The sequence below is a fragment of the Metapseudomonas boanensis genome (genome assembly GCF_018704125.1).
Taxonomy (GTDB): Bacteria; Pseudomonadota; Gammaproteobacteria; order Pseudomonadales; family Pseudomonadaceae; genus Metapseudomonas; species Metapseudomonas boanensis.
The window spans coordinates 297,192-324,178 of record NZ_JAGTIS010000005.1; the positions used below are offsets into that span (position 1 = coordinate 297,192).

Here is a 26,987-nt window from a genome sequence, read left to right on the forward strand (position 1 = left end):
GACCAACCGCTGTAGCCACAACAACAAGCCTTGCGACACCCGCTTCACCCACTGCCCACCAACAACAATCAGCAGGCCGAGTCACGCGGCACTGCGCCACCAAGGCGGTAACCATGAAAAACACCCTGAACCTTGCGATGCTCGGGGCCGCACTGGCCTCTTCCCTCCCCGCCCTGGCACAGGACCCTGTGCGCATCGGTTTCATCACCACGCTGTCGACACCCGCCGGCTACCTCGGCGAGGACGCCCGCGACGCTTTCCGCCTGGCCATGGAGCAGGAAGACGGCAAGCTCGGTGGCGTGCCGGTGGAGCTGGTGGTAGAAGACGATGGGCTGCAGCCCGCCCGCGGCAAGCAGATCATCGACCGCATGAGCCTGGACGGCATCTCGCTCTACACCGGCGTGATGTTCTCCAACGTGCTGGCCGCCGTGGTGAACGGCGCCACCAAAGGCGACAGTTTCTACATCAGCACCAACGCCGCACCGTCCAACCTCGCCGGCGCGCAGTGCAAGCCCAACTACTTCGCCGCCTCCTACCAGAACGACGTACCCCACGAGATGGCCGGCGTCGCCGCCAACGACCTGGGCTACAAGAAGATGGTCATTCTCGCCCCCAACTACCAGGCTGGTCGCGATGCGCTCGCCGGCTTCAAGCGCACCTACAAGGGTGAAGTCACCGAGATCTACACCAAGCTCAACCAGCTGGACTTTTCCGTCGAACTGGCCCGCGTACGCGCCCTGGCACCAGACGCCGTATTCCAGTTCCACCCGGGCGGCGCCGGCATCAACTTCGCCAAACAATACGGCAGCGCGGGCCTCGGCAAGAGCATCCCGATGGTGGTGCCGATCTTCTCCATGGATGAGCGCATGCTCAGCGCCACCGGTAACGTGGCCGAAGGCGTGAACGTGGTCAGCGGCTGGAACCCCAAGGCCGACGCTCCGGCCAACCAGGCCTTCATCAAGGCCTTTACCGAGAAGTACAACCGCGCGCCCACCGTCTACGCCGCCCAGGGCTACGACACCGCACGGCTGATCGGCTCGGCGCTCAAGGCCACCAACGGCAACCTCAAGGATGCGGACGCCTTCCGCGCAGCCCTGCGCGAGGCGCGCTTCGACTCGGTACGTGGTGACTTCCGCTTCGGCAGCAACCAGCACGCGGTGATTGACTGGCACCTGCTCAAGGTCCAGGCCGGCGCCGACGGCAAGCTCACCGAAGTCCCGGTGAAGACCATCGCCAAGGCCCAGGTGGACAGCTACGCCGCCCAGTGCGCGCTGTAACCCTCCGCTGATGTCCCCTCGCCTGCCGCCCCCCTCCGGCGGCGGGCCCCGCGTAGGACCTTTGCCATGCTGTTGCTCGAACAACTTCTCAATGGCCTGCAATACAGCGCCTTGCTGTTTCTGCTTGCCTCCGGCCTGACGCTGATCTTCGGCATCATGGGCGTCATCAACCTGGCCCACGGCGCCTTCTACATGGTCGGTGCCTTCTGTGCGGCCTACACCGCGATTGCTACGGGCTCCTTCTGGCTCGGCGGCCTGGCCGCGCTGGCCGGCGCCGCGCTCTATGGGCTGGTGATCGAAACCGGCATCATCCGCCGTCTCTACAACCGCGACCACCTGGACCAGGTGCTGGCCACACTCGCCGTGGTGTTTTTCACCAACGAACTGGTCACCCTGGTGTTCGGCCGCAGCCCGCCGGCCATGCCGACGCCCGACTGGTACAACGCCTTCGTCGAGGTACTGCCAGGGCTGATGTACCCGGTCAGCCGCCTGCTGTTCATCGCCGCCGGCCTGCTGGTCGCCCTCGGCATGTGGCTGCTGATCAACCACACCCGCCTGGGGATGCTGATCCGCGCGGGGGCCGACGATCACGAGATGGTGGGTGCCCTTGGCGTGAACATCTCGCGCCTCTACACCCTGGTGTTCGTCTTCGGCTGCGTGCTCTGCGGCCTCGCCGGCTTCATGGCCGCCCCACTGCTGTCGGTGGAGATCGGCATGGGCGAGAAAGTACTGATCACCACCTTCGTGGTGATTGTCGTCGGCGGCGTCGGCTCGGTCCGCGGCGCGCTGGTCGGCGCCCTGTTGATCGGCATGGTCGACAGCCTGGGCCGCGCCTATATCCCGCCGCTGCTCGACCAACTGCTGCCCGCCGAGGTCAGTGGCGCCCTGAGCGCCGGACTGATTTCCGCGAGCGCCTACATCGTCATGGCCCTGGTGCTGCTGGTGTGTCCGCGCGGCTTGCTGCCGGCGCGTGCCTGAGGAGAATCCCATGTCCCGTCGACTGCTTATCGACCTGGCCTGCCTGGCCACCTTCGCGCTGCTGCCACTGCTGGCGGCACTGCTGGATGAACCCTTCCTGGTCAGCCTGTTCACCCGCCTGGCCATCTATGGCATGGCCGCCGCCAGCCTGGACCTGCTGATCGGCTATGGCGCCATGGTCAGTTTCGGCCACGCGGCCTTCTTCGGCCTCGGCGGCTACGTGGTCGGCATCATCGCCTTCCACACCTCGCAGATGATGCCGCTGTGGGGCTGGGAGGGCAGCAACAGCGCCTTGCTGGTCTGGCCGCTGGCGTTGCTGCTGTGCGCCCTGCTTGGCCTGGTCATGGGCTACCTGTCGCTGCGCACCAGCGGCGTGCAGTTCATCATGATCACCCTGGCGTTCAGCCAGATGCTCTATTTCATCCTCGGATCCCTGTCCCTCTACGGCGGCGACGACGGCATCCTGATGAACGAGCGCAACAGCCTGCCAGGTCTGGATATGAACAACCCGACGCAGTTCTACTACCTGTGCGTGGGCCTGCTGGTGGCCTGGCTGCTGTTCTGCCGCCGACTGGTGGCCTCGCGCTTCGGCTTCGTCCTGCGCGGGCTCAAGCAGAGCGAGCGACGCACCGTCAGCCTGGGCCTCAAGCCTTTGCGCTACCGCCTCACCGCCTTCGTCATCGCCGGCCTCGGCGCTGGCCTGGCCGGTGTGCTCTGGGCCAACTACGCGCTGTTCGTCAGCCCCGACATGGGTGCCTGGCAGAAATCCGGCGAGCTGATGGCCATGGTCATCCTCGGCGGCGTCGGCACTCTGCTCGGCCCGGTGCTGGGCGCAGCCGTCTACCTCGGCCTGGAGCAACTGCTGAGCCTGTGGACCGAGCACTGGATGCTGATCTTCGGCCCGCTGCTGCTGGCCGTGGTGCTGTTCGGCCGCAAGGGCGTCTACGGCTTCCTGCTGGCTGGCGCCAAGCCGCGCAAACCGGCCACCAAGGCCGCCTCGGTCGCCACCACCCGCGAGGTGCACCCATGAGCGCACAACTGTCGATCCGCGGCCTGGAGAAGGCCTTCGGCGCAGTGAAAGCCACCAACGGCGCCAACCTGGAACTGGCTGCCGGCGAGCTGCACGCCATCATCGGCCCCAACGGCGCCGGCAAGTCCACGCTGATCTCGCAGATCGCCGGGGAAATCCGCCCGGACAAGGGGCAGATCCTCTTCGCCGGGCAGGACATCACCGACATCCCCGCCCACGAGCGGCCGCGCCTGGGCCTGGCCCGCTCCTTCCAGGTCAGCCAGCTGTACCCGGATTTCAGCCTGCTGGAGAACCTCGCCCTGGCCATCGCCGCCCGCGAGGGCCGGACCTTTGGTATGTGGAACCCGCTCAGCCGCGACCAACGCCTGATGCAGCCGGCACGCGGCTATCTGCAGCGGGTCGGCCTCGGCCACCGTGCCGAAGACCTGGTGAGCGAGCTGTCCCACGGCGAACGCCGTCAGTTGGAACTGGCCTTGGCGCTGGCCCAGGAAGCCTCGGTGCTGCTGCTCGACGAACCCATGGCCGGCATGGGTGCGGAGGAGTCCGCGCGCATGACCGAACTGCTGCAGGAGCTCAAGGGCCGCTACGCGATCCTGCTGGTGGAGCATGACATGGATGCAGTGTTCGCCCTGGCCGACCGCATCACCGTGCTCGTCTACGGCCAGACCATCCTCACCGGCACGGTCGATGAGGTCCGCAACAATGCGCAGGTCCGCGCCGCCTATCTGGGGGAAGAACATGCTTGAAGTCAGTGGATTGCAGGCCGGTTACGGCCTGAGCCAGGTGCTGTTCGACATGCACCTGAGGATCGAACAGGGCCAGGTGGTATCGCTGATCGGCCGCAACGGCATGGGCAAGACGACCACGGTCAAATCCATCATGGGCCTGCTCAAACCCAACGCCGGCAGCATCCGCATCCATGGCCAGGAAATGCGCGGTGCCACTCCCTACCGCATCGCCCAGGCCGGCCTAGGCCTGGTGCCTGAAGGCCGCCGCGCGTTCGGCACCCTCAGCGTGCGCGAGAACCTGCTGGCCACGGCCAGCCGAGGCAACGCCGGCAAGTGGGACCTGGCGCGCATCTACCAGCTGTTCCCACGCTTGGAAGAGCGCCAGGACCAGCTGTCCAGGACCCTCTCCGGTGGCGAGCAGCAGATGCTGGTGGTCGGCCGCGCGCTGATGACCAACCCGCAGTTGCTGATCCTCGACGAGGCCACCGAAGGCCTGGCGCCGATCATCCGCGAGACCATCTGGAACTGTCTGGCCACCCTCAAGGCCGAGGGCGAGACCATTCTGGTGATCGACAAGAACCTCAAGGAAATGGCGCGCGTGGTGGACCGCCACCACATCATCGAGAAAGGCCGCCAGGTCTGGCAGGGCACGCCGGACGAACTGGCCGCGGAACCTGCGCTGTCGCACCGCTACCTGGGCGTCTGACCGCCGCCCGTTCCGCCCGACCCGGGGAGGAAGCGGGCCGGGCGGCCCACCGTCCCGTCACTGACCATTGCCACCGGCCACGCGTCCGGCGGCGGGCCTGCGGCTGGGCGTTCATCTCAAAACCAGAAAAAGAAGAGCCTTGCGATGACGTACAACACCCGACTGTTCCCGCTCATGCTGTGCACCACCCTTCCCCTGTCCGCCGTCGCGGCCGAGGGTGGGTTCTTCGAAGACTCCAGCGCGACCCTGCAGGCGCGCAATTACTACTTCAGCCGCGATTACTCGGACATCGTCGGCCCCAGCAAGCAGTCCAAGGCCGAGGAGTGGGGCCAAGGCTTCATCCTCAATTTCAAGTCCGGCTACACGCCGGGCACCATCGGCCTTGGCGTCGATGCCATCGGCATGCTCGGCCTGAAACTCGACAGCAGCCCCGACCGGGTCAACACCGGCCTGCTGCCCGTGCAGGACGACGGCCGTGCCGCCGATGACTACAGTCGTGTGGGCGCCGCCGTGAAGGCGCGGTTGTCGAAGACCGAGCTGAAGGTCGGCGAACTGCAACCCAACCTGCCGGTGCTGAGTTTCAGCGACATCCGCCTGCTGCCACCCACCTACCAGGGCGCCAGCGTCATCTCCAATGAAATCGCAGGGCTGACCCTGCAAGCAGGCCACCTGGTCTCCACCAGCCTGCGCAACGAGGCCGGCGACGACAAGATGCAGGCCATCGTCGGTTACCAGCCCCAGCGCCAGGGCACCAGCGATGCCTTCAACTACGCCGGCGCGGATTACGCCTTCAACGCCAACCGCACCACGGTCGGTGCCTGGTACGCACAACTGGAGGACATCTACAACCAGCGCCTGATCAGCCTCAAGCACAGCGAAGCCGTCGGCGACTGGGTGCTGGGTGCCAACCTCGGCTTCTACGACTCGGCCGAAGACGGCAAGCAGCTGATCGGCGAACTGGACAACCAGGCCTTCTACTCGCTGTTCTCGGCCAAGCGCGGCGGGCACACCTTCTTCGTCGGTTACCAGGGCATGTTCGGCGGCCAGGGCTTCCCGCGGGTGTTCGCCAACGTCACCCCGCTGGGTAACGAAGTGCCCACCTACGAGTTCGCCTCGGCCGACGAGCGCTCCTGGCAGGTCCGCCACGACTATGACTTCGCCGCCTTCGGTCTCCCCGGCCTGACCACCACCCTGCGCTATATCACGGGCGACAACGTCGACACCGGCAAAGGCTTCGAAGGCCAGGACTGGGAGCGCGACCTGGACATCGGCTACGTGTTCCAGAGCGGTGCCCTCAAAGGGCTGGGCGTGCGCGTGCGTAACGTCACTGCGCGCTCCAACTACCGCACCGACATCAACGAAAACCGCCTGATCCTCAATTACACATTGGCACTGTTCTAGGACCGCGTGCCGCCGCCCGGCCACGGCACGGCCTGCTCCACCCGTGGGGTCGAACGAATTCGCCCCCACGGGTGTCCCGCCCATAGTCCCTGCCCGACAAGGAAATCCCCATGCCCCGAAAACCCCTGGCTGCCTTTATGCTCTGCCTCGGCGGCCTGTTCATGCTCGCCGCCTGGCTGCTGGCCAGCCCCTGGCCGCTGGCGCTGGCCATCGCCTGCACCTCCTGCGGAGGGCTGCTCTACCACCGCCTCCCCGCCCAGGTAATCGAGATACCGGTTATCCAGCCAGCCCCGGAGGCGCTACCCGCACCACCACCCCCTGTGGATCTCCCCGTGGCGCAGGCGCTCGCCCTGCCCCTCGAACAACTCCTCTCCCGTCTGGCCGAACTCAGCGGCGCTATCGCCGACAGCGAGGCGGACATGCAGCAGGCCAACACACTGGCCCGCCAGGCCGGTGAGAGCCTCAAGCTCTCCACCCAGAGCATCGAGGACTCGAAGACCTCGATCAGCGAGCTCGCTGACTACATGGGCCACATCACCGAGGTGTTCAATGACCTGAGCGACCAGTCGCAGCGCATCGGCTCCATCGTCGGCAGCATCCAGGAGATTGCCAAGCAGACCAACCTGCTGGCCCTCAATGCGGCCATCGAGGCTGCACGTGCCGGTGAACAAGGTCGCGGATTTGCCGTGGTGGCTGATGAGGTACGCCAGCTGGCGCGTCGCGCGAATGAGGCCAGCGAACAGATCCGGCAGATCGTCGGCGGCCTTCAGACAGCATCAGAAGATGCGCGCACCGGACTGCGGCAGGTAGACGGCTCGACGCGGGCCGGCCTGGACAAGTCCGACCTGGCGCTGCAGGCGTTGGTTGAAATGAAGACCGTCGCAACCGCGCGTTACGAGATCGTCCAGCGCATTATGCTGCGCCTCGATGAGAAGCAGCGGATCACCGGGCAGTTGAGGGAGCTGCTGGACTGAATCGACGATGCCCGCGGCACCTGACTTTGCCAAGGGGCTGCTTTTACTGTGGGGGGCGAATTCATTGGCTCTGTCGGCGTTAGCTGTTGCTAGCCATCGACGGTCGGGCTGAGAGCCCTGTAGGAGCGAGGGGGACGCCGAGCTCTTGCTCGCGAAATGCGCCCGTTCGCCAGCAAGCTGGCTCCTACCAGGGAGCCAGCCAGTGACAACACTTAACTGGGACAGAGCCAATTCATTCGCCAAGGGCAGCGCAGCTGGCCCCCACGAGGCCGGATGGCAGACCTGCGGCCTGCTCAGCGATTGAAATCGCCCCCACAGCAAATCCCGCCACTTACAACCCCATCAGCTCGATTGCCGCCTGGTACAGCGGCGTACCCGCCTGCCCCAGCTCCAGCACCACATCGAAGTGATTCTTGCCCGGCGTCGCGACGAGATGGCCGGGCAGCCCCTGGCTGGTCCAGGCAGCCAGGTACTCCTCCGACTGCCGGGCAAACTCCTCGGTCTCCAGCGCACCGTAGCTCACCACCAGCTCACCGCCTTCGGCAGGCAACTGGAAGGCCGGGCTGTTACGGATCGCCGCGGCTTCGTCGAGGTTCATCCAGCCATTGATATGGGTCAGCAGCAGCGGCCGCAGATCGAACAGGCCGCTGATGGGCAGCGCCCCCCGCAGCACCGTCGCCGGTACGCCGTATTCAGTCTGCCAGCCGCCGGCCAGCAACATACCCGCCAGGTGTCCGCCCGCAGAGCTGCCGCTGGCGTAGAGGTGCTGCGGATCGCCGCCGAACTCACCGATGTGCAGGTAGAGCCAGGCGAGTGCCCGACGGGCCTGGTCGACGATATGGTCCAGCGTCACTGTCGGCGCCAGGTCGTAGTCCAGCACCACCACGCAGGCTCCCGCCGCCGTCAGCGCCGGCGCCATGAAAGCGGAGTCGGCCTTGGACAGGGCACGCCAGTAACCACCATGGATGAACAGCAGCACCGGCGCGTCGGGGCGGCTGGCGGGGAAGATATCCAGCCGCTCACCGGCTCCCGGCCCATAGGCCACATCCTTGAAGCAGGGCAGGCTGGCGTGGGCCGCGTCACTGAGCGCACGGTACTGGCGCGGATACTGGTCGAAGTCATCGACACTGGCGCGGGCGTTGTATTGAACGTCGAAGTAGGCGGCCAGATCGGCTAGGGTGGTCGGGGCGGTCATGGAATGCTCCTGGTTAGGTCCAACCGATTAGGCGGCAGCCAGCGAATGTCCGAAATCCTGATAGTTGGGGATGGCTATCCAGCTAGTTCGTGTGGAAGGGCCTGCGGGGGACGGCCACTGTAGGGGCAAATTCATTCGCAACGGCGTGTCACTTCAAGTCCCTGCATGGCCCACTTTCCCTCATCCGAACGCGGCCCGACCCTGCCCCTCTCCCGGTGGGAGGGGTGACTCTCGCTGGAAAACTTGAAGCAACCCATCCTGCACGGACAGCCCCCTCTCCCCTGGGGAGAGGGTTGGGGTGAGGGAAGCCCGCCCGAACACTAATCCCGCCCACAAAAAAGCCGACCCGAAGGCCGGCTCAAGGAGCAGACGGGGGAACCAGCCTCCCCCGTCGGTCAACTCAACTCAATTGCTCAGGGCGCGAACGCGGTCGCGGATCGCTTCCTGCTCTGGCGTCAGGGCCGGCGCAAGCTGGAAGTTGAAGTCGATTTCCGCGAAGCGGCCTTCCACGCCACGGGCCTTGGCTGCGGCAGCGTCGTCGACGAAGCGAATGTCACCGACCAGGCCATCGCGGGTGGCGTAGGCGAAGTCGTCCCACAGGTACTCGTCACCCGACAGGTTGATCTGGGTGGTCAGGTGACGGTAGCCCGGTGCGGAGATGAAGAAGTGGATGTGCGCAGGGCGGTTGCCGTGGCGGCCGAGCAGGTTCAGCAGCTCCTGGGTCGGGCCATCCGGCGGGCAGCCGTAGCCGGACGGCACGATGCTGCGAGCGCGGTAGCGGCCTTCGGCGTCGGTGACGATGCGGCGGCGCAGGTTGAACTCGGACTGGGTGGTGTCGAAGTAGGAATAGGTGCCATTGGTGTTGGCGTGCCACAGGTCGACCACGGCGCCGGCTACCGGCTTGCCGTCAACGTCGACCACCTGGCCCTGGAGGAACATTACGGTGCCCGGATCGGTACCGTCGTCCATGCGGGTTTCGCCTTCCGACATCGGGGCGCCGGCCACGTAGAGCGGGCCTTCGATGGTGCGCGGAGTGCCGCCGGTCAGGCCGGCCTGCTCGTCCTGGGCGTCCAGCAGCAGGTCGAGGTAGTGCTCCAGGCCCAGGCCAGCGACCAGCAGGCCAGCTTCCTGGCGAGCGCCGAGGCGGTTGAGGTAGTCAACGGCCTTCCAGAACTCTTCGGTGGTGACTTCGAGGTCTTCGATGATCTTCACGGTGTCGATCAGGATGCGGTTCACCAGCTTCTTCATGCGCTGGCTGCCCAGATCGTTGTTGAAGCCGCTGGCTTCCTGGAAGAACTTCTGAACGTTTTCGGTGTTGGACAGTTTGATAGTCATCTTTGGGTCCTCATCTTGTTGTTATCGGTGGCGAGACGATCAACGATCGTCTTCGTGAATCGACGACGGATGGCGGCAGAGACCGTCGACCTCGATATCCATGTACGGAAACAGCGGCAGTTGCATGAGGGTATCGTGCAGCTCCTCGACACTGGCCAGGTCGAACACGCTGTAGTTGGCGTAATGCCCGGCAATGCGCCACAGGTGGCGCCACTTGCCCTCGCGCTGCAGGCGCTGAGCCAGTTCCTTCTCGTCGGCCTTGAGTCTGGCCGCCTTCGCGGGGTCCATGTCGACCGGAAGCTTCACGGTCATCTTCACGTGGAACAGCATGGTTTGCTCTCCTCCTCAGGCAGTTGTCACTTGCGACGGAAATGCGCCAGGCGCTCTTCATCCAGCTCCAGGCCAAGGCCAGGAAGCGCGGGAACGTGCAGCTGGAAATCGTGGTATTGCAGCGGATTGCTGACGATCTCTTCAGTCAGCAACAGCGGGCCGAACAGTTCGGTATCCCAGGCCAGCTTGTTCAGCGTGATGAACGCATGGGCCGATGCCAGGGTGCCGACGCTGCCTTCCAGCATGGTGCCACCGTAGAGGCCGATGCCGGCCGCTTCAGCAATCGAGGCGGTGCGCAGCACGGCGCGCGGGCCACCATTCTTGGCAATCTTCAGGGCGAACACCGGGGCCGCGCCGTCGCGAGCCAGGTTGAAGGCGTCTTCGACGCATTCGATGGACTCGTCGGCCATGATAGGTGCCGGACTGCGCAGGTTGAGGCGCACCTGGCCAGCGCGGTTGTTGCGCGAGATGGGTTGCTCGATCAGGTCGATGCCGTTATCGCCGAGGATCTGGCAGGCACGTATGGCCACGCCTTCGTCCCAGGCCTGGTTGACGTCGACGCGTACGCTGGCACGGTCACCCAAGGCCTTCTTGATGGCAATGACGTGGGCCAGGTCCTTGCTCACCTCGCCGGCGCCGATCTTCAGCTTGAAGATGCGATGGCGACGGATTTCGAGCATGTGTTCGGCTTCGGCGATGTCCTTGACGGTATCGCCGCTGGCCAGGGTCCAGGCCACCTCCAGGCTGTCACGCACGCGGCCACCGAGCAGTTCGCTGACCGGCAGGCCCAGGCGCTTGCCTTGGGCGTCCAGCAACGCGGTTTCCACTGCGGAGCGGGCGAAGGTGTTGCCCTTGATCACGCGATCCAGGCGCTGCATCGCCGCATTGATGTTGCAGGCATCCTGGCCAACCAGTAGCGGTGCGAAATGGCGATCCAGGTTGGTCTTGATGCTGTCCGGGCTTTCGTTGCCATAGGACAGGCCGCCGATGGTGGTCGCCTCACCGATCCCCTCGATGCCATCGGCACAGCGGATGCGCAGGATCACCAGGGTCTGGTTCTGCATGGTGTGCATCGCCAGCTTGTGCGGGCGGATGGTCGGCAAGTCGACGATGATCGCCTCGAGCGACTCGATCGCGGTGTGGATCATTTCAATACCCATCAGGTTGTTTTCCTCTGGTGCTTGATATTGATCACCTCGCCCAACGGAATCCAATATAGAGTTTGTCTAGTTCGATACCTTCCAGGTATTGAAAGAAACGAACCGAAACCGCCCCGGAGGCCCCATGGAGCTTCGCCACCTGCGCTATTTCCAGGTGCTCGCCGAGACCCTCAATTTCACCCGCGCCGCCGAGCGCCTGCATATTGCCCAGCCACCGCTGAGCCGGCAGATCCAACAGCTCGAGGACGAATTGGGCGTCGCCCTGCTGGATCGTGGCCGGCCACTGCGCCTGACCGAAGCCGGGCGTTTTTTCCACGAGCACTCAAGCACCCTGCTCGAGCAGTTGGCGAAGGTTTGTGACAATACCCGCCGCATTGGTTCCGGCGAAAAAGCCTGGCTGGGCATCGGTTTTGCCCCCTCGACGCTCTACGGTGTACTGCCGGACCTGATCCGCCGACTGCGCAGGGATGCGGGCCTGGAACTGGGCTTGTCGGAGATGACCACCCTGCAACAGGTAGAAGCGCTGAAGGCGGGCCGCATCGACATCGGCTTCGGCCGCATCCGCATCGACGACGCGGCGATCCAGCAGGCAGTGCTTACCCTCGACCCGCTAGTGGCCGCCCTGCCCGCCGGGCATCCATTGCTACCGGGTCCGGTGAGCCTGACCGACCTGGCCAACGAACCCTTCGTGCTCTACCCCGGCAACCCACGGCCGAGCTATGCCGACCACGTGATCGCGCTGTTCGCCGCCTATGGCCTGCAGATCGAGGTGGCGCAGTGGACCAACGAACTGCAGACCGCCATCGGCCTGGTCGCCGCCGGCATCGGCATCACCCTGGTGCCGGCCTCGGTGCAAGTGCTGCATCGCTCCGATATCGACTACGCGCCGCTGCAGGAAAGCCAGGCCACCTCGCCCATCGTCATCAGCCGCCGTGTTGGCGAACCCGCGCCGGCGCTCAAGCATTGCCTGGCGCTGGTCGAGGAGCTGTCGAAGGGGCGGAGCAACTAGCCTCGGTACAGCGGCTCTTGTGGCGGCAAATTCATTCGCGAGCAGGCCAACGGCCTGCCCTGCCCATCTCCTACTGGGGCCGCTGCGCGACCCTTGACGAATGAGTTCGCATCACCGAGATCAAAGCCGGCCGTCAGAACTTGAAGGTGTACGAGGTGATCAGGCGGTTCTCCTGGTAGTCCGGCCCTGATGCGCCGCCGTTTCCGTAGCGGGTCTTCACGTCGATGTTGCGCCACTCGAAACCGACGCCCTTGAACGCCCCGCTCTGCACCACGTAGTTGACGACGATGTTGCGCTCGCTCTCGACGTTCTGGTCCAGGGCGTTGTTGCCGCGATCGATGCCTGTGCCGCGCAGGTAGCGGGTCATGAAGCGCAGACCGGGCACGCCGAGGGCGGCAAAGTCGTAGTCGTAGCGCAGCTGCCATGAGCTTTCGTTGGGTTTGACGAAGGCCACGGTCGACCAGTTCACCAGGTAGGGTTGCGGCGCATAGCCGTTCAGCGTCGGGAAGGCGCTTTCGCCCAGCATGCGCTGGTAGGCGACGCCCACGGCATGGGGCCCCTTGCGCAGGGTGGTCATGACGCCGTAGGAGCGGTTGTCGATGTCCCCGTACAGTGCCTTGCCGTCCTCGCTGTTATCGAAATAGCGCAAGTCGGTCTTCAGGCCGAAGCCGTTGCCGAGGTTTGCGTTGTGGGTCAGACCGGCATAGTGCTGCTGGTAGATGTCTTCCAGCTGGCCGTAGAAGTAGCTGGCCGAAAGCGCCGGATTGAACGCATAGGTGGCGCCGCCGAAGTTCAGGCCATCGCTGCGGCGCTGGATATCCGGGCCGTTGAACAGGTACATCTTCTCGCGGTTGGAGGATTCTCGGCTGCTGATCTCGGTGAAGCGGCCGGCGGTGAGGGTCAGGTTGTCCACCTCGCGTGACTCCAGCAGGAAGCCGTGGAAGGTGGTGATCAGCTGGCGGGAGTCGTCGTAGAAGGCTACCGGCAGCATCGGACGGTGCTCGCCGACCTTAAGCTCGGTCCTGGAATAACGCACTTTGCCGGTCAGCGCGGTGCGGCCGTAATCGCGGACCTGCTCACCCTTGCTGTCGTCGTAGGGAATGATGGTGTCCGGGCCACGACCACCGCCGCCATCGAGGCGATAGGCATATTGCCCGGAAATATCCAGGCCGAACTGGACAATGCCTTCGGTATATCCGGAGATGGCGCGAAAGTCGAAACCCTGGGTCCAACTTCCAATCCGCGACTTGGGTGCATCGTCCTGCTTGAAGTCGCGATCAATATAGAAATTGCGCAGTCCAAGACTGACTTGTCGATCTTTGACAAAGTCCGCCAGAGCGGAAACCGGCACGAATATTCCAATCAGGCTCGCAGCAGCAACACCGCGAGCCAGCCAGCTTTTCTGAAACATGACATGTTCCTTTCTTACACGTGCAAGGCACATAAGGTGGGAGCAGATTAATTCGCAAAGGCAAAACTTCGGCAGTTAATCCGCAGTGTTGTTTTTATGACCACTTACTGCAAAAAGGCGCAAATCAACCCGCTACCCGAACAAGTAACGGGCACCCTCGTTTTATTGTTTTGGTAGAACTTATTGCTGAAACTCAGCGTTATCTCCTGTAGGAGCGAGCTTGCTCGCGAAAGACCGCGCAAAGGCCATTCGCCAGCAAGCTGGCTCCTACAAGACATCCGCCGCCCCTCACCCCGATCGCAGGAGCGAGCAACCGTGCGGCCCTGGCATCAGCAGGACGCGCGCGAGGCGTCGCCCAGGCGGTGGTAGGCGCGGTTGAAATACACCAGGCCCTCCTGGCTCTTGCCGTGGCGGATGCCCAGCACTTCGCAATAGAAGATGGTGTGGGAACCCACTTCGTGGGCCTGGGCTATGCGGCAGTCGAAGCTGACCAGCGCCTCGTCAAGCAGCGGTGCACCGCTCTCCAGGGTGTTCCACCTGGCCTGTGCGAAGCGCTGGTCGGAGTCCAGTTCGCGGTTGGCAAATACGGCGGAGATATCCTTGAGTTCGGCGGTCAGCACGTTCACGCCGAGCACGCCATTGCTCTTGAAGTGGCCGTTGGAAAAGGACGAACGATTCATGCACACCAGCAAGGTCGGTGGCTGGTCGGTGACGCTGCACACCGCCGAGGCGGTGAAGCCGAAGCGCCCGGCGGCACCGTCGGTGGTGATGACCGAAACCGCCCCGCCGAGCAGGGCCATCGCATTACGGAATCCAGTGGTATCGACCATGGTCTTGCCTCCTTTGAAAAGGCGCTTAGATATCCAGCACGAGTTTTTTCGACTTGGCCCGCGAGCAACACACCAGGATCTGGTCGTTGGCGGCTTTTTCGTCATCGGTCAGGTACACGTCGCGGTGGTCCGGCTCGCCTTCGAGCACGTCGCACAGGCAGGTGCCGCAAACCCCCTGCTCGCAGGAAATCTCGACCTTGATGCCGACCCCGGCCAGGGCATCGACGATGGTCTGGCCCTCGGCCACCTGCACCGTCTTGCCGCTGCGCGAGGCCACTACTTCAAAGCCGCTGCCGCTGGCATCCAGCTCCACCTGAAAGTACTCGCGGTGGATGTTGTCCTCGGCGTAGCCAGCCTTGCGTGCTTCACTGATCACCCAATCCATGAAGCCAGCCGGGCCGCAGACGTAGACATGTGCGCCCGCCTCAGGGCGACCCAGCACGGCGGGAAGGTCGAGCTTCTGGGCATCGGCCTCGTCGTCGAAGTGGGTGTGCACGCAGGCGGCGAAGTCGGCTTCGCCCAACTCGTCGAGGAAGGCCGTGCGGCCGCGGGAACGTCCGCAGTAATGCAGCGCGAACTGGCTGTCCTGCGCGGCCAGGGCATGGGCCATGGCAATCATCGGGGTGATCCCGATACCGCCGCCGATGAGGATCGAGCGGCTGGCGTCAGCGGCCAGCGGGAAGTGGTTGCGTGGCGCACCGATGGCGACTTCGCTGCCTTCCTGCAGACGCTCATGCACGGCGACCGAACCGCCTCGCGAGGCTGGGTCCTTGAGCACGCCGAGGCGATAGGCCGTTGTGTTGGCAGGGTCGCCACACAGGGAATACTGGCGCACCAGACCAGGGGCCAGGTGCACATCCACATGCGCTCCGGCTTCGAACGCCGGCAACGGCTGCCCCGCTGGGTCGGCGAGGTCGAGGATTACCACGCCCTCGCCCTGCTCCACCCGTTTGCGCACCACCAGCTTCAACACTTGCTCACTCATACCGGCCTTCCCGCACCTTGTGGTGCTGTTTGTTTCTTATGGATCTTTCAGAACCGCGCGACTGGCGCCATGCGGTTCACTTGCTTCAACGCATGTAGATGCCACCATTCACATCCCAGGTGGCACCGGTGGTGAAGTAGGCGTCTTCGGACGCCAACTGCACGACCAGGCTGCCAAGGAAGGCGGCGTTGCCGAGACGCTTCACCGGAATCGCCTCGATGAGCGTCTCCAGCCGCTCCGGCGGTACCGCCGCGCGCACCGCCGGGGACTCGATGGGTCCCGGGGCAATGGCGTTGACGGTGACGCCGCTGGCGGCGAGCTCACGGGCGAAGATCTTGGTCAGGGTGACGATGGCGCCTTTGGATGCTGCGTAGTGCGCGCCCGTGGCGGTGCCGCCGTTCTGCCCGGCCAGCGAGGCCATGTTGATGATCCGCCCGTAACCGGCAGCGGCCATGTGGGCGCCGAACACCTGGCAGCCGACGAAGGTGCCGCGCTGGTTGATGCTGGTGACCCGGTCGAATTCCTCCGGGCTGATCTGCATCAGCGGCGTGGTCAGCGTCATGGCGGCGTTGTTCACCGCCACGTGCAACGCACCCCAGCGCTCAAGCACCGCCGCCAGCGCGTCCTCGAAGTCCCGCTTGCTGGCGACATCCAGCTTCAGTGCCTGCACGCGGTCGCCGCTCGGGTCGAGCCGATCCGCCGCAGCCTGGGCCTGCTCCAGTGACAGATCGGTGATCACCACCGCATAGCCGGCAGCGTGCAGGGCTCGGGCAATCTCGTTACCGAGTCCCTGCGCGGCGCCGGTGACAAGGGCTACTTGGCTCATGGTCGGCGCCTTAGAGGATGTAACCGATGCCGGCGAGGGTATCGGTGGAGTTGATGAGTTGGATCAGCTTGCGCTGAATGCGGAAGCCCTCGCCTTCGCGCTTGAGCTGGAAGGTCACATCGGCGGTGTAGTGCTTGAGCATGTCCTTGCGGAACTCGCGCAGGTTCTGCGCGCAGCGCACGGTGACCACGCCATCCGCCTCGCCCAGCACACGGAAGCGCGACAGGGCGCGCACGGTACGGGCACGCGGAGTGGTGGAGATGGACTCGCCACTGATCAGCCGCTTCACCCGCAATTGACGCATGTGGTGGTCGTCGTAGGCGTAGTTCAGCGTGTTCTCGAAGTCGGTTTCGTTAGGATCGATGGGGATGATGTAGGTCCCCTGTTCGGTCCACAGGTCGAGCCAGGCGTCGAATTCGCCGTGGTCGAGCATGTCCGCTTCCTGCCAGATGAAGGCGCTGACGTGGTTGAGCAATTCAAGATTCATGGTCATTTTCTCCTCAGGCCGACATCATCTTTTTCCACTGCTGATAGGCCGCGCGCATGCCAGTCTCGGCGCTCACGTCGCTGATCAGCCCGTCCTCGCTCGGCGTCTCGCCGGGCAGGCCGCGGTTGAGCATGATCCAGAGGTCGGCGCCCGCCTGGGCGCCCTTCTGCACGCGCTCCCAGGCCTCGGAATCGTCCGGGGTACCGAAGCCCATGGGGCCCTGGAAGTGTTCGTGCAGGCGCAGGCGGTAGCGGTTGGCCACAGCCGGACCGCCGTCCATGGTGATCACCGCATGATGGATCTCGGTCTCGTTCACCGAGATCGGCTGCAGCACGCGGAAGAAGGCCATGGAGCAGGCCACGTTGGGGAACAGGTTGAGGTTGAAGCCGGAGCCTCCGACAGCGCGGACGATACGACGCACCTGCTGCTCTTCATGACCTTCGGCGCGCAACTCTTCGGCCAGGGCCTCGAAGCGTTCGGGGATCGGCAGGTCGAGGTTGGCTTCCAGGTCCACCAGGTCGGGAATCATCACCATCACGCTGTGGCCGTTGCCGAGGTCTTCGACATAGCCCGGCCCCTGGACGAAATCGAACAGCTCCAGGGTCTGTTCATCCACCGAGGACAGGAACGACTTGTGCACCAGCGGGAAGTGGTAGGCGTCGGTGGTGTTTTCCAACTGGATCTTCCAGTTGCCGGGGAAGCGGAAGCGGTGCTCGCCCGCCAGCTTCACCGGGTAGCCGGCGCCCTGTTTCATGAACAGGTCGATCCATTTCTTCGCCGGGCCGAGGAAATCCACCAGCGGCTCGATATCGTCCTTGAAGGTGGCGAAGAGCATGCCGTTGTATTCCTCGACACGCAGGCTCACCAGCGGCAGCTCGCCTTTGTCCAGGCAGTCGGCATAGCTCTCCGGGTGCGGCACGCCGCGCAGGCTGCCATCCAGGGCGTAGCTCCAGCCGTGATAGGGGCAGACGAAGCTCGCGGCCTTGCCCTTCTTGTGCTCGCACACGGTGGCGCCACGGTGGCGGCAACGGTTGAGCAGCACGTGCACGTCCTTCTTGCGGTCGCGCACCACGATCACCGGCTGCTTGCCGATGTAGGTGCTCTTGTAGTTGCCGGCCTCGGGGATCTCGCTGGCGTGGGCTACCCAGACCCAGGTGCTGTAGAAGATCTTCTCCAGCTCCTCGTCGAAGAGGCGGGCGTCGGTGTAGAGCGAGGTGTGCACGCGGTCGTGCTGCACGAGGTCGGCCGGGGAGCTGGCCAGGGTTACAGTTTCGATCAGGTTGGTCACGATCACTCCTCGTCGGCGCAGGGCACCGACTCACAGAAATTCTTGTTGGCGCCCCGTCGGGCGCTGTTCGCGAGCAAGCTCGCTCCTACAGAAGTGAAGGCAGGCATCTTCACTTCTCAGGCACCGGCAGGTGCGCGTCGCTGTTCCAGGCCTCCACCGGACGGCTGAACAGGTTCTCGGTCTGGAAATGCGCCATGCGCCACAGCCCTTCCTCTTCGCGGAACGCCACGGTGAGGCGCGCAGCATTGAGGTGCGAGGCGCCGGAGGCGAAGGTCGAGGTCTGCAACATCACCCAGCTGCCGTGGGCAGCGCTGCCCTCCACGCGGATCAGCTCCGAGCAGAGGAAATGCACGTTGAGGGCGAAGTGCGCGGGCTCGGTCATGTAGCCGGCGAACATGGCGCGGATCGCCTCGCGGCCCTGGTAGCCACCGAAGCTCTTGGCATACTTGGCGCCCTTGCCTTCCCACACAGCATCTGCGGTGAACAGGCCGGCCAACTCCTCAAGCGGAGTGCTCGTATCCAGCGCGTCGCACAGCTCCATGTAGCGGTTCATGCAGGTGCGCACGGCGTGTTCGCTTTCCAGTTGGCGCAGGCGCTGTTCGAGGGCTTGGCTCATGGCGGTCACGCGCGCTGGATGATTAATTCGCGGCCGGTGCGGGCCTCGATCTTGCAGTAGCGCCACAGCTTGTATGGGCTATCACCCACTGCGGTGGTACGGAACAGGTTGCAGGCGGCGTGCACGGTCTCGATGTCCGGCACATCGGCCAGCAGGTAGGTCGTCCAGGGGTAACCGGCGGACGGGCCGACCATGCTCTGGTCGTCGTCCATGTTGCCGAACACCTTCACGCCGGGAAGGTCGTGGATGCCATTCCACATCTGGCTGAAGGCGGCCCAGACCTGGAGCTGCTCTTCTCGCGGGGCGTCGAAGAAGTTCTGGTTGATCCCCATGCAGAACAGGACGCGTAGGGCTTTTTTCTCGATCATCACAATCACCGATCAGTCAGTTGAAATTCACAGGTAGCCAGGCAGCGGCTTGTTGCCGAAGAAAATCGCGCCGGCGTTCTGGTAGGTCATGTCCCCCATGAAGGCGTGCTGCGTGATCACCAGGGTGTCGTTGACGAAGCGCGACAACGGATTCTCGCGATACACACCGCTCATGCCGGAGAGCATCTGCGCGGTGCGCGCCACTTCGGCAGACACGCGGGTGGCGTGGGTCGAGGACAGGCGCAGCAGGTTGGTCTGCTCCACCGACACCGGGTCGCCGGCGAGCACGCTGCGCCAGGCGTCATCCATGGCCTCATAGAACCAGGCGCGGGCGGCACGCAGCTCGGCCTCGGCCTTGGCCATCTGCATCTGCGCCAGCGGACGGTCGGACAAGGCCGGGGCGCCGGTCACCGAGAAGCGCCCACTGGCCATGCCGCTGAGGAAGTCCAGCGCCGCGCGGGCCACGCCGAGGCCGACCACGGACAGCACCTGGGTGGCGAAGGACAGCGACGGGTAGCGGAACATTGGCTCATCGAGGTTGGCCGCGCCGCCACGGACGAAGGTCCACTCCTCCGGTACCACCACGCGGTCGATCACCACGTCATGGCTGCCGGTACCGATCAGTCCGACCACATCCCAGGTTTCTTCGATGCTCACCTTCTCCCGCGGCATCACGGCTAGGCGCGGCAGGCCGAGGGTTTCGCCATTGCGCGGACTGATGCCGACACCGATCAGGGTGGCGCCCTTGCAACCGCTGGAGAACTTCCAGCGCCCATTGACCTCCAGGCCACCGTCGACGAAGGACGCCGGCTGCGGCGGGAAGATACCGCCGGCGAACACCTCGTCCGGGCCCTTGGCGTACACCTGTTTCAGCGTGTCCAGCGGTAACGCCGCCAGGTAGACCGGACTCATGCCAAAGCTCGCCACCCAACCGGCGGAACCGTCGGCGGCGGAGATCTCCTCGATCATCTGGCAGAACTCGATCGGCGAGCGCTGGTCGCCGCCGAAACGCGTGGGTACCAGGGCGCGGTAGACACCGAGTTTTTTGAAGCGCTCGATGACGTCCTGGGAGATGTATTTCTGCCGGTCGAATTCCTCGTTCCTGGCACGCTCGCGGATATCGGCAAGCAGTGCCTGAAATCCTTCACTCGCGGTAATCGGGGCGGGTTGCTGGTAATCCAGCTCGCTTAGCGAAGACATGTGGCTCTCCAGGGTGGGCATGAGTTTTATTGTTCGAGGCGCCGCACCAGTTCACGGGCGACTGCACAGAGCAGTTCGTCCGCGCCCTTGGCGGCGATGAGTTGCAGACCGACCGGCAGCTTCGAGGGCCCTTCGAACGGGACGCTGATTGCCGGGTGGCCAGAAAGGTTGAAAGGCCGCACGAAGGCAGTCATGCCGATGGCCGCGCGGGCGTCGGCGGCTTCCGCCACCCGCGCCGGGTAGCTCGGCATGGTCGGCAAGGCGAGGATTGGGCAGCGCGCCAGAGCGGCATCCACCTCGGCGCTGAAGACTGCGCGGCAGGCTTCGGCATCACGCAGTTCGGCGTCAGTGGTATCACGCGCCGCCAGCAAGCGGGCCGCGACATCCGCGCCCACCAGGCCGGTTTCCACCAGATGACCGCAGCCTTCCCAGGTTTCACGGTTGATGATCTTCAGCCCGGCGTCATAGGCCGCCTGCATACCGGGCAACGGGGCAACATCCAGGGGGAAGCCGCTGGCTTCCAGCACCGAGTCCAGGGCGGCCTGGATTTCCGCTTCGGCCTGGACCGGCACCACGCCGATACGGACGCCATCCATGATCGGCAGCGCCTTGAAGGTCGGATCGATGATCTCCATCGCCTCGATCAGCAAGTCGATGCTGGCGGCAAACGGGCCAACGCAATCCAGCGAGGTCTGTGCCGGCATCACTCCCGCGCGGCTGACACGGCCGAAAGTCGGCTTGAGGCCGAACACGCCACAGCAAGCGGCGGGTACCCGCACCGAACCACCGGTATCGGTACCCAAGGAGAAGTCGGCCAGGCCGGCGGCAACCGCAGCGGCCGAACCACTGGATGAACCACCCGGGACGCGGCCCGGATAGCGCGGGTTTTCGGCGGTACCGACCCACGCATTCAACCCGGTGGTGCCGAAGGCCAGTTCATGCAGGCTGGTCTTGCCGGTAATGCGGCAACCGCTGTCGAGCAGGGCCTGTACCACATCGGCATGGCACGAGGCAGCCGGGGCATTGTCCAGCGCACGGCTGGAAGCGCGGGTGGGGTAGCCAGCGATGTCGATAGTGTCCTTCACCATCACCGTCCGGCCTTCGCCTCCCAACGCCAACTGCTCGACGACGATCGTCATGTTCATCCCCTCTGCACACGGTGAGTCAGATCAGCCTTGCCCACCTTGAAGCGGTGGCGGCTTGCGTAAATCTAAAATCGGAATAATTACGTGAATTGTCAATTGAATTATCACAGGAAAATGAATGTGTAGATTCGGTGCATTTTCACCCTCGAACGCACTGATTGCGTGCAGTTTGGTAACACTCAAAAACATGAATATTCACCTAAAATTTAATATTAATTACTTAATTTTCAATGCTTTAAGATTATTATGAAAATGATTATCGAATGCCTACCCAAGAAACACCGTTAAAAATCTCACCCTTGAAGCGGTCGATAATCGAACGATTTAATTGAGATTCAGCTGTATTTTTTAGAGATAAAAACGACGATTTTTAACCTCAGAAAATCTGGTTTACTGGACAGGAAAAACGACTTTTTCCGCCTTGTCCCCACATCCCTCAGAGCGAGACATGAACAGGGTTCGAGGTCGTTTCTTGCAAGCGTTCGGCAGGCCACTCCGAACCGGGTCACGGAGGAGGAAATGGAGCGGAAATCGTCTAGGCAACAAGACCTGAATTGCCGGATGCCCAGATCGTTCGAGCAGGTTCCTGGCATGCAACCTGCACTTTCGCTCCTCGCCGACCGGCCAGCGGACCGGCACCAGAACAACAACAAAGCGGCAATCCACTGCGCCGGCTCCGAGCATCAGGGCCAGGCGCCCTGCGGGACCCTGCCACTTGAATGCCCTGCTACTCCTCGGAGACCGTCATGCCCCTCAAAAAAGCCTTGTCCACCCTGCTCCTCAGCGCCGCCTGCGCCACCTTCGCCCAGGCAGACGTGAAAGTCGGCGTCATCACCTCCTCCTCCGGGCCGCTCGCCCTGGTCGGGTTGCCACAGAAAAACTCGACGCCGCTGCTGCCCACCCAGGCGGGCAATCAGAAGGTGACCTACATCGCCCTCGATGACGGCAGCGACCCCACTGCTACCGTCAAGGCGCTGAAGAAGCTGATCAGCGAGGAAAACGTCGACGCCATCATCGGCCCGAGCGGCTCACCCAATGCCATGGGCGTGATCCAGTTCGCCGCCGAGGCAGGCGTGCCGCTGCTGGCGCCGGTAGGCACCGCATCCGTGGTGCTGCCGATGAACGAGCAGAAGAAGTGGGTATTCAAGACCACCCAGAACGACGACCTGATCGCCAAGGCACTGGTCGGCAATATGGTCGCCAAGGGCGTGAAGACCCTCGGCTTCATCGGAACCGCCGACCCATACGGCGAGAACTGGGCCAAGGTGATGGGCGCGATGGCCGTGGAGCACGGCATCGAGATCGTCGCCAGCGAACGCTTCCAGCGCCAGGACACCTCCGTGACCGGGCAGAGTCTGAAAGTGCTCGCTGCAGGGCCTGACGCGGTGCTGGTAGCCGCCCCCGGCAGCGCCGCGGTGATGCCGCAGACCACCCTGTTCGACCAGGGCTACCGCGGCCAGATGTACCAGACCCACGGCGCCGCGCTCCCGGACTTCCTCAAGCTCGGCGGCAAGAAGGTCGAAGGCACTATCCTCGCTGCCAGTCTGATGCTGGTGATCGACCAGGTCCCTGACAGCCACCCGTCCAAGCAGGTCGCCGCGGACTACATCGCCGCCTACGAAAAGCTCAACGGCAGCAAGCCCGCCACCTTCGGCGCCAACACCTTCGATGCCGGCCTGTTGCTGCAACGCGCCATCCCTGTCGCTGCCGAGCAGGCCGCACCGGGAACCCCGGAATTCCGTGCAGCCCTGCGCGATGCCCTGGAGCAAAGCCATGAAATCGCCGCCACCCAGGGCGTCTACAACATGACCGCCGAAGACCACAGCGGCTTCGACGAGCGCGGTCGCGAGCTGATCCAGGTGAAGAACGGCACCTGGACCCTGCTCGGCAGCAACTGATGGTCGCGCCGCGCCTGGCCACGGTCCGGCGCCGCGTGCTTTTCACCTCGCAATAAAGAGTTCCCACCATGAATTTCCAGATAGCCATGCTGCTCGGCCAGGACGGCATCACCAACGGGGCGATCTATGCCCTGCTGGCCCTGTCGCTCCTGCTGGTCTTCACCGTCACGCGGATCCTGCTGATCCCCCAGGGCGAATTCGTCACCTTCGGCGCACTGACCATGGCCAGCCTGCAGGCCGGCCAGCCCACGGCGCTGATCTGGCTCCTGCTCGGCCTGACCCTGCTGGACTGCGCCCTGGATCTAGTCGACGCGACGCGCGCCAACCACGCCTTCCGTTTCCCCAGGCGCATTGCGCTGAAGCTCGGCTACGCCCTTGCGCTGGTCGCACTAGTCCGTACCCTGCCCCTGGCCGAGTTGCCCATGGCCGTCCAGGCCCTGCTGACCCTGGCACTGGTGGTGCCGCTCGGGCCGCAGTTGTATCGCCTGGTGTTCCAGCCGATCGCCTCGGCCAGTTCGCTGGTGCTGCTGATCGTTTCCATCGCCGTGCATGTCGCCATGGTCGGCATCGCCCTGCTGCTGTTCGGTCCGGAAGGCGCGCGCACCGCCCCCTTCTCGGAGGCAGGCCTGACCCTGGGCCCGGTGACCTTCAACAGCCAGACGCTGTGGGTGATCGCCGTGTCGCTGGCGCTGATCATCGGCCTGTTCCAGTTCTTCGAACGCAGCCTCTACGGCAAGGCGCTACGCGCCACAGCCGTGAACCGCATGGGCGCGCGCCTGATGGGCATCTCACCGACCCTGGCGGGCAAGGCTACCTTCGGCCTCGCCACCTCCATCGGTGCGCTGTCGGGCATCCTCATCGCACCGATCACCACGCTGTATTTCGACTCCGGCTTCGTCATCAGCCTCAAGGGCTTCGTCGGTGCCATCATCGGCGGCCTGGTCAGCTACCCCGCAGCGGCAGTCGGCGCCCTCGGCGTTGGGCTGATCGAAGCCTTCTCGATGTTCTGGGCCAGCACCTACAAGGAGATCATCGTCTTCACCCTGATCATCCCCGTCCTGCTCTGGCGCTCCCTCACCAGCCGTCACGTGGAGGATGATGAATGAAACCGCGCTACCTGATCCTCGCCCTGGTGGCCGCGCTGGGCGTCGCCCCGCTGCTGCTGCCGCCCTTCTACGTCACCCTGCTCAACTACATCGGCCTCTATACCCTGGTGGTGCTGGGCCTGGTTCTGCTGACTGGCGTCGGCGGCATGACCAGCTTCGGCCAGGCCGCCTTCGTCGGCCTCGGCGCCTACACCAGCGCCTTCCTCACCACGGTGCAGGAGCTGCCCACCTGGCTCGCCTGGGCCGGCGGCTCGCCCTGGCTGACCTTGCTGGTAGGCCTTGCGCTGACCGGCGCCGTCGCCCTGCTGCTTGGCGCGCTGACGCTGAAACTCTCGGGCCACTACCTGCCGCTCGGCACCATCGCCTGGGGCCTGTCGCTCTACTACCTGTTCGGCACCGTCGAATCCCTCGGCGGGCATACCGGGGTCAGCGGCCTGCCGTCGATTTCGCTGCTGGGTTGGCAGCTGGATAAGGGCGAGAAGATCTACTACCTGATCTGGGCCGTACTGCTGCTTGCCATGCTGCTCACCCAGAACCTGCTGGATTCGCGCGAGGGCCGAGCGATCCGCGCGCTCAAGGGCGGCCAGCTGATGGCCGAGTCCATGGGCGTGAACACCTTCCGCGCCAAGCTGGTGATCTTCGTCATCTCCGCGCTATTCGCCGCCCTCTCCGGCTGGCTCTATGCCCATACCCAGCGCTTCGTGAACCCGACGCCGTTCGGACTGCACATGGGTATCGAGTACCTGTTCATGGCCCTGATCGGTGGGGTCGGCAGCGTCTGGGGCGCCCTGCTCGGCACCGGCATCCTCACCCTGCTCAAGCAATGGCTGCAGGACCTGTTGCCGCAACTGCTGGGCAGCGTCGGCAACTACGAGACGATCGTCTTCGGCCTGATCATCATCCTGCTCATGCAGCGCAGCCCCGGCGGCCTCTGGCCGGTCCTGACGCGCCTGGCGCCGGCCAACTGGAAGCCGCGCAAGGCGATAGCCCAGTTCGCCGATGCCGCGCAGTTGCCCTGCCGCGAGCAGCCCGCGCATGGCGAGACCTTGCTCGAAGCCCGCGACGTGACCAAGCGCTTCGGCGGTTTGGTGGCCAACAACGCAATGAACCTGGAAGTACGCGCAGGCGAAATCCTCGCCCTGATCGGCCCCAACGGCGCTGGCAAGAGCACCCTGTTCAACCAGCTCTCCGGCGTGGACAACCCCACCAGCGGCGACGTGCTGTTCCGCGGCCAACGCATCAACGGCCTGCCCTCGCGCAGCATTGCCCGCATGGGCATGAGCCGCACCTTCCAGCATGTGAAGCTGTTGCCGGAGATGAGCGTGCTGGAGAACGTCGCCATCGGCGCCCACCTGCGCGGCCACAAGGGCGTACTGTCCGCTGCCCTGCGCCTGGACCGCCAGGAAGAGGCCGAACTGCTCAATGAGGCCCGGCGCCAGCTGGAGCGCGTCGGGCTCGGCGACTACCTGAACACGGAGGCCGGCAGCCTGGCCCTCGGCCAGCAGCGCATCCTCGAGATCGCCCGCGCGCTCTGCGCCAACCCTTGCCTGCTGTTGCTCGACGAGCCGGCCGCCGGCCTGCGCCACAAGGAGAAAGAAGCGCTCGGGCTGCTCCTCAGTCGCCTGCGCAGCGAGGGCATGGCCATCCTCCTGGTGGAGCACGACATGGACTTCGTCATGGGACTGGTGGATCGCGTAGTGGTGATGGAGTTCGGCCAGCGCATCGCCCACGGCCTGCCAGAAGAAGTGCAGAAAGACCCGGCGGTGCTGGAAGCCTATCTCGGAGTGACTGAGTGATGAACATGCAGGTGCAATCCCCGGCACAGACCGGCAACACAGTGAGCAACGCCGTGCTTGAGGTCAGCGACCTCTGTGTCACCTACGGCAAGGTCGAGGCCTTGTCCAACGCCAACCTGCGGGTGGGCCAAGGGCAGATCGTCACCGTGATCGGCCCCAATGGTGCCGGCAAGACTACCCTGCTCTCGGCCATCATGGGCGTGCTCGGCTCGCGCGGCCGGGTGGCCTTCGACGGCAGCCTGGAGGCCGTTCCGGAAGTCGAGGTGATGGTCTCTCGCGGGCTCGGCCTGGTACCGGAAAAACGCGAGCTGTTCGGCAGCATGAGCGTCGCCGACAACCTGCTGCTCGGCGCCTTCCAGCGCCACCGCAGCGGCAAGCGCGACTACGCCGCCACCCAGGCCGAGGTGTACGAACTGTTCCCGCGTTTGTGGGAGCGCCGCGACCAGCTTGCCGCCACCCTCTCCGGCGGCGAGCGGCAGATGCTCGCCGTGGGCCGCGCGCTGATGGCCAAGCCCAAGCTGCTGATGCTGGATGAACCGAGCCTCGGCCTGGCGCCGCTGATCACCCGCGAAATCTTCCGCATCATCACCACCCTTCGCCAGCACGGTGTGTCGATCCTGCTGGTGGAGCAGAACGCCCGCGCGGCCCTGCGCGTAGCGGACTATGCCTATGTGCTGGAAACCGGGCAAATCGCCATGCAGGGCCCCGCCGCCCAACTGGCGGACGACCCTCGGGTGATCGAGGCCTACCTGGGCCTGGCCAGCAAACACCAGGAAATGCTTGCCGGCTGATCGCTCCCGGCCCGGCCGCGAGGCCGGGCCACCCGCAGGGACCGACCAAGGCCAAGTCGAGGCCACTTGGCTGTCGACAGGCTCGACGCAACCCCCTATAACTCTCCCCCTGTCAGC

26 protein-coding genes are annotated in these 26,987 nt (G+C 64.5%); 12 read left to right on the forward strand and 14 right to left on the reverse strand.

The annotated features are described in order from the left end of the window. Positions 1–113 precede the first annotated feature (113 nt). From J7302_RS12360 to J7302_RS12390, 7 genes are all read left to right on the forward strand, one after another. Entirely contained in the window at positions 114–1,277 is a 1,164-nt protein-coding gene (locus J7302_RS12360) for an ABC transporter substrate-binding protein (protein WP_215374595.1), read from the forward strand. Between the two features lie 66 nt (positions 1,278–1,343). Beyond that, complete coding sequence (locus J7302_RS12365; RefSeq protein WP_215374600.1) at positions 1,344–2,255, forward strand: branched-chain amino acid ABC transporter permease; 912 nt, start codon at positions 1,344–1,346, stop codon at positions 2,253–2,255. Between the two features lie 10 nt (positions 2,256–2,265). Further along, entirely contained in the window at positions 2,266–3,285 is a 1,020-nt protein-coding gene (locus tag J7302_RS12370) for a branched-chain amino acid ABC transporter permease (protein ID WP_215374603.1), read from the forward strand. After that, entirely contained in the window at positions 3,282–4,031 is a 750-nt protein-coding gene (locus J7302_RS12375; RefSeq protein WP_215374605.1) for an ABC transporter ATP-binding protein, read from the forward strand. Before J7302_RS12370 ends, J7302_RS12375 begins: the two co-directional genes overlap by 4 nt. Next, on the forward strand, positions 4,024–4,719 hold the full coding sequence (locus J7302_RS12380; RefSeq protein ID WP_215374607.1) for an ABC transporter ATP-binding protein: 696 nt from the start codon (positions 4,024–4,026) through the stop codon (positions 4,717–4,719). Before J7302_RS12375 ends, J7302_RS12380 begins: the two co-directional genes overlap by 8 nt. Positions 4,720–4,863: 144 nt before the next feature. Continuing rightward, entirely contained in the window at positions 4,864–6,120 is a 1,257-nt protein-coding gene (locus J7302_RS12385; protein WP_215374609.1) for an OprD family porin, read from the forward strand. Positions 6,121–6,230: 110 nt separating this feature from the next. Beyond that, positions 6,231–7,094: a methyl-accepting chemotaxis protein gene (locus J7302_RS12390; protein ID WP_215374610.1), complete on the forward strand. Its 864-nt coding sequence runs from the start codon at positions 6,231–6,233 to the stop codon at positions 7,092–7,094. A gap of 331 nt (positions 7,095–7,425) precedes the next feature. Here the strand turns inward: J7302_RS12390 and J7302_RS12395 are convergent, their stop codons facing one another. From J7302_RS12395 to J7302_RS12410, 4 genes are all read right to left on the reverse strand, one after another. After that, the gene (locus tag J7302_RS12395) at positions 7,426–8,289 is read right to left on the reverse strand and encodes an alpha/beta hydrolase (RefSeq protein WP_215374611.1); all 864 of its coding nucleotides are present in this window, start codon (positions 8,287–8,289) and stop codon (positions 7,426–7,428) included. A gap of 405 nt (positions 8,290–8,694) precedes the next feature. Then, positions 8,695–9,624 (reverse strand): catechol 1,2-dioxygenase, encoded by a 930-nt coding sequence (gene catA, locus J7302_RS12400; protein ID WP_215374613.1) that lies wholly within the window; start codon positions 9,622–9,624, stop codon positions 8,695–8,697. A gap of 39 nt (positions 9,625–9,663) precedes the next feature. After that, the gene (catC, locus tag J7302_RS12405) at positions 9,664–9,954 is read right to left on the reverse strand and encodes a muconolactone Delta-isomerase (protein WP_215374615.1); all 291 of its coding nucleotides are present in this window, start codon (positions 9,952–9,954) and stop codon (positions 9,664–9,666) included. 26 nt (positions 9,955–9,980) lie between these two features. Next, positions 9,981–11,102 carry a muconate cycloisomerase family protein gene (locus J7302_RS12410; RefSeq protein WP_215374792.1) on the reverse strand — a complete coding sequence of 374 codons (1,122 nt, stop codon included), beginning with the start codon at positions 11,100–11,102 and terminating at the stop codon, positions 9,981–9,983. Positions 11,103–11,238: 136 nt separating this feature from the next. Here J7302_RS12410 and J7302_RS12415 point away from each other — a divergent pair, with 136 nt between their 5' ends. After that, positions 11,239–12,123, forward strand: coding sequence for a LysR family transcriptional regulator (locus J7302_RS12415; RefSeq protein ID WP_215374617.1), 885 nt, complete (start codon positions 11,239–11,241; stop codon positions 12,121–12,123). Positions 12,124–12,256: 133 nt separating this feature from the next. Here the strand turns inward: J7302_RS12415 and J7302_RS12420 are convergent, their stop codons facing one another. From J7302_RS12420 to J7302_RS12465, 10 genes are all read right to left on the reverse strand, one after another. Further along, on the reverse strand, positions 12,257–13,534 hold the full coding sequence (locus tag J7302_RS12420; RefSeq protein WP_215374620.1) for an OprD family porin: 1,278 nt from the start codon (positions 13,532–13,534) through the stop codon (positions 12,257–12,259). 329 nt (positions 13,535–13,863) lie between these two features. Further along, the gene (locus tag J7302_RS12425) at positions 13,864–14,364 is read right to left on the reverse strand and encodes a flavin reductase (protein WP_215374623.1); all 501 of its coding nucleotides are present in this window, start codon (positions 14,362–14,364) and stop codon (positions 13,864–13,866) included. A 25-nt stretch (positions 14,365–14,389) separates the two neighbouring features. Beyond that, on the reverse strand, positions 14,390–15,349 hold the full coding sequence (locus J7302_RS12430) for a PDR/VanB family oxidoreductase (RefSeq protein WP_215374626.1): 960 nt from the start codon (positions 15,347–15,349) through the stop codon (positions 14,390–14,392). 85 nt (positions 15,350–15,434) lie between these two features. After that, positions 15,435–16,175: an SDR family NAD(P)-dependent oxidoreductase gene (locus J7302_RS12435; RefSeq protein ID WP_215374629.1), complete on the reverse strand. Its 741-nt coding sequence runs from the start codon at positions 16,173–16,175 to the stop codon at positions 15,435–15,437. 10 nt (positions 16,176–16,185) lie between these two features. After that, positions 16,186–16,662: an aromatic-ring-hydroxylating dioxygenase subunit beta gene (locus J7302_RS12440; protein WP_215374632.1), complete on the reverse strand. Its 477-nt coding sequence runs from the start codon at positions 16,660–16,662 to the stop codon at positions 16,186–16,188. Positions 16,663–16,675: 13 nt separating this feature from the next. Next, positions 16,676–17,950, reverse strand: a complete 1,275-nt coding sequence (locus tag J7302_RS12445; RefSeq protein ID WP_215374637.1) for an aromatic ring-hydroxylating oxygenase subunit alpha — start codon at positions 17,948–17,950, stop codon at positions 16,676–16,678. Positions 17,951–18,059: 109 nt separating this feature from the next. Next, complete coding sequence (locus tag J7302_RS12450) at positions 18,060–18,566, reverse strand: nuclear transport factor 2 family protein (protein WP_215374641.1); 507 nt, start codon at positions 18,564–18,566, stop codon at positions 18,060–18,062. A gap of 5 nt (positions 18,567–18,571) precedes the next feature. Beyond that, positions 18,572–18,934 carry an IacB protein gene (locus J7302_RS12455; RefSeq protein WP_215374646.1) on the reverse strand — a complete coding sequence of 121 codons (363 nt, stop codon included), beginning with the start codon at positions 18,932–18,934 and terminating at the stop codon, positions 18,572–18,574. A gap of 27 nt (positions 18,935–18,961) precedes the next feature. Next, positions 18,962–20,134, reverse strand: coding sequence for an acyl-CoA dehydrogenase family protein (locus J7302_RS12460; protein ID WP_215374651.1), 1,173 nt, complete (start codon positions 20,132–20,134; stop codon positions 18,962–18,964). 26 nt (positions 20,135–20,160) lie between these two features. Further along, positions 20,161–21,273 (reverse strand): amidase, encoded by a 1,113-nt coding sequence (locus J7302_RS12465; protein WP_215374656.1) that lies wholly within the window; start codon positions 21,271–21,273, stop codon positions 20,161–20,163. Between the two features lie 752 nt (positions 21,274–22,025). Between J7302_RS12465 and J7302_RS12470 the strand changes: the two genes are divergently transcribed. From J7302_RS12470 to J7302_RS12485, 4 genes are all read left to right on the forward strand, one after another. After that, positions 22,026–23,177 (forward strand): ABC transporter substrate-binding protein, encoded by a 1,152-nt coding sequence (locus J7302_RS12470; protein WP_215374661.1) that lies wholly within the window; start codon positions 22,026–22,028, stop codon positions 23,175–23,177. A gap of 68 nt (positions 23,178–23,245) precedes the next feature. After that, positions 23,246–24,283 (forward strand): branched-chain amino acid ABC transporter permease, encoded by a 1,038-nt coding sequence (locus J7302_RS12475; RefSeq protein WP_215374666.1) that lies wholly within the window; start codon positions 23,246–23,248, stop codon positions 24,281–24,283. Next, the gene (locus tag J7302_RS12480) at positions 24,280–26,079 is read left to right on the forward strand and encodes a branched-chain amino acid ABC transporter ATP-binding protein/permease (protein WP_215374671.1); all 1,800 of its coding nucleotides are present in this window, start codon (positions 24,280–24,282) and stop codon (positions 26,077–26,079) included. Before J7302_RS12475 ends, J7302_RS12480 begins: the two co-directional genes overlap by 4 nt. Continuing rightward, entirely contained in the window at positions 26,079–26,870 is a 792-nt protein-coding gene (locus J7302_RS12485; RefSeq protein ID WP_251702025.1) for an ABC transporter ATP-binding protein, read from the forward strand. Before J7302_RS12480 ends, J7302_RS12485 begins: the two co-directional genes overlap by 1 nt. Positions 26,871–26,987 lie beyond the last annotated feature (117 nt).

What these genes read in the sequence shown, in the direction of transcription:
- J7302_RS12360 (WP_215374595.1), top strand. Translation starts at nt 114, where the DNA reads ATGAAAAACACCCTGAACCTTGCGATGCTCGGGGCCGCACTGGCCTCT.
- J7302_RS12365 (WP_215374600.1), top strand. Translation starts at nt 1,344, where the DNA reads ATGCTGTTGCTCGAACAACTTCTCAATGGCCTGCAATACAGCGCCTTG.
- J7302_RS12370 (WP_215374603.1), top strand. Translation starts at nt 2,266, where the DNA reads ATGTCCCGTCGACTGCTTATCGACCTGGCCTGCCTGGCCACCTTCGCG.
- J7302_RS12375 (WP_215374605.1), top strand. Translation starts at nt 3,282, where the DNA reads ATGAGCGCACAACTGTCGATCCGCGGCCTGGAGAAGGCCTTCGGCGCA.
- J7302_RS12380 (WP_215374607.1), top strand. Translation starts at nt 4,024, where the DNA reads ATGCTTGAAGTCAGTGGATTGCAGGCCGGTTACGGCCTGAGCCAGGTG.
- J7302_RS12385 (WP_215374609.1), top strand. Translation starts at nt 4,864, where the DNA reads ATGACGTACAACACCCGACTGTTCCCGCTCATGCTGTGCACCACCCTT.
- J7302_RS12390 (WP_215374610.1), top strand. Translation starts at nt 6,231, where the DNA reads ATGCCCCGAAAACCCCTGGCTGCCTTTATGCTCTGCCTCGGCGGCCTG.
- J7302_RS12395 (WP_215374611.1), bottom strand. Translation starts at nt 8,289, where the DNA reads ATGACCGCCCCGACCACCCTAGCCGATCTGGCCGCCTACTTCGACGTT.
- catA (WP_215374613.1), bottom strand. Translation starts at nt 9,624, where the DNA reads ATGACTATCAAACTGTCCAACACCGAAAACGTTCAGAAGTTCTTCCAG.
- catC (WP_215374615.1), bottom strand. Translation starts at nt 9,954, where the DNA reads ATGCTGTTCCACGTGAAGATGACCGTGAAGCTTCCGGTCGACATGGAC.
- J7302_RS12410 (WP_215374792.1), bottom strand. Translation starts at nt 11,102, where the DNA reads ATGATCCACACCGCGATCGAGTCGCTCGAGGCGATCATCGTCGACTTG.
- J7302_RS12415 (WP_215374617.1), top strand. Translation starts at nt 11,239, where the DNA reads ATGGAGCTTCGCCACCTGCGCTATTTCCAGGTGCTCGCCGAGACCCTC.
- J7302_RS12420 (WP_215374620.1), bottom strand. Translation starts at nt 13,534, where the DNA reads ATGTTTCAGAAAAGCTGGCTGGCTCGCGGTGTTGCTGCTGCGAGCCTG.
- J7302_RS12425 (WP_215374623.1), bottom strand. Translation starts at nt 14,364, where the DNA reads ATGGTCGATACCACTGGATTCCGTAATGCGATGGCCCTGCTCGGCGGG.
- J7302_RS12430 (WP_215374626.1), bottom strand. Translation starts at nt 15,349, where the DNA reads ATGAGTGAGCAAGTGTTGAAGCTGGTGGTGCGCAAACGGGTGGAGCAG.
- J7302_RS12435 (WP_215374629.1), bottom strand. Translation starts at nt 16,175, where the DNA reads ATGAGCCAAGTAGCCCTTGTCACCGGCGCCGCGCAGGGACTCGGTAAC.
- J7302_RS12440 (WP_215374632.1), bottom strand. Translation starts at nt 16,662, where the DNA reads ATGAATCTTGAATTGCTCAACCACGTCAGCGCCTTCATCTGGCAGGAA.
- J7302_RS12450 (WP_215374641.1), bottom strand. Translation starts at nt 18,566, where the DNA reads ATGAGCCAAGCCCTCGAACAGCGCCTGCGCCAACTGGAAAGCGAACAC.
- J7302_RS12455 (WP_215374646.1), bottom strand. Translation starts at nt 18,934, where the DNA reads ATGATCGAGAAAAAAGCCCTACGCGTCCTGTTCTGCATGGGGATCAAC.
- J7302_RS12460 (WP_215374651.1), bottom strand. Translation starts at nt 20,134, where the DNA reads ATGTCTTCGCTAAGCGAGCTGGATTACCAGCAACCCGCCCCGATTACC.
- J7302_RS12465 (WP_215374656.1), bottom strand. Translation starts at nt 21,273, where the DNA reads ATGACGATCGTCGTCGAGCAGTTGGCGTTGGGAGGCGAAGGCCGGACG.
- J7302_RS12470 (WP_215374661.1), top strand. Translation starts at nt 22,026, where the DNA reads ATGCCCCTCAAAAAAGCCTTGTCCACCCTGCTCCTCAGCGCCGCCTGC.
- J7302_RS12475 (WP_215374666.1), top strand. Translation starts at nt 23,246, where the DNA reads ATGAATTTCCAGATAGCCATGCTGCTCGGCCAGGACGGCATCACCAAC.
- J7302_RS12480 (WP_215374671.1), top strand. Translation starts at nt 24,280, where the DNA reads ATGAAACCGCGCTACCTGATCCTCGCCCTGGTGGCCGCGCTGGGCGTC.
- J7302_RS12485 (WP_251702025.1), top strand. Translation starts at nt 26,079, where the DNA reads ATGAACATGCAGGTGCAATCCCCGGCACAGACCGGCAACACAGTGAGC.